Origin of the sequence: Streptomyces sp. MUM 203J (assembly GCF_022414595.1) — a bacterium.
Lineage (GTDB): Bacteria > Actinomycetota > Actinomycetes > Streptomycetales > Streptomycetaceae > Streptomyces.
Map to the genome: position 1 here is coordinate 1 of NZ_JADWYO010000142.1, position 748 is coordinate 748.

Consider the following 748-nt stretch of genomic DNA (forward strand, 5'->3'; position numbering starts at 1 on the left):
CCCCGGGTCGGGTCAGCTCAGTTCGGCGAACGCCTCCACCGACCGGGTCTTGCCCGTCACCACGATGACGTCGCCCTTCTCGATGACCGTCTCCGCCGTCGCGTACGTGAAGTCCTGTCCGGGCCGCTTGATGCCGACCACGGTCACGCCGTACTTGCTGCGTACCGCGCTCTCCCCGAGCGGCACCCCGGTGGCGACCTCCGGAGCGACGGTCTTGACCAGCGCGTAGTCGTCGTCGAACTCGATGAAGTCGAGCATCCGGCCGGTCACCAGGTGGGCGACCCGCTCGCCCATCTCGTGCTCGGGCAGCACCACATGGTGGACCCCCAGCCGTTCCAGGATCTGCCCGTGCTGGCGGCTGATCGCCTTGGCCCAGATGTTCGGCACCCCCGCCTCCAGCAGGTTGGAGGCGATGAGGATGCTGGCCTCGACGTCCGTGCCGATACCGACGACCGCGCTGGTGAACTCGTGCACGCCGAGCTGCCGCAGCACCTCCATGTCGGTGCAGTCGGCCACCGCCGTGTGGGTGAGCGTGTCGCTGACCTTCTGCACCAGCTGCGGACTGGTGTCGATGCCCAGCACGTCCCACCCGCGCCGGGTCAGCTCGTGTGCGAGGGAACTGCCGAAGCGCCCCAGCCCGATGACGGCGACCCGCTGGTCGCCCATCTCGCGGTACTGGACCGCCAGGGTCTTGCGCCGACGACGGCGCAGCGAGTGCAGATAGTTACCCAATGACAGGTCGCTCCTC

The 748-nt window shown here is 68.6% G+C and carries 1 protein-coding gene; it reads right to left on the reverse strand.

The genetic code is table 11. The features are described from left to right. Nucleotides 1–12: 12 nt before the first annotated feature. Nucleotides 13–748: TrkA family potassium uptake protein (locus tag I3F58_RS29210; RefSeq protein ID WP_308355083.1), on the reverse strand; the 736-nt coding region annotated here is incomplete at its 5' end.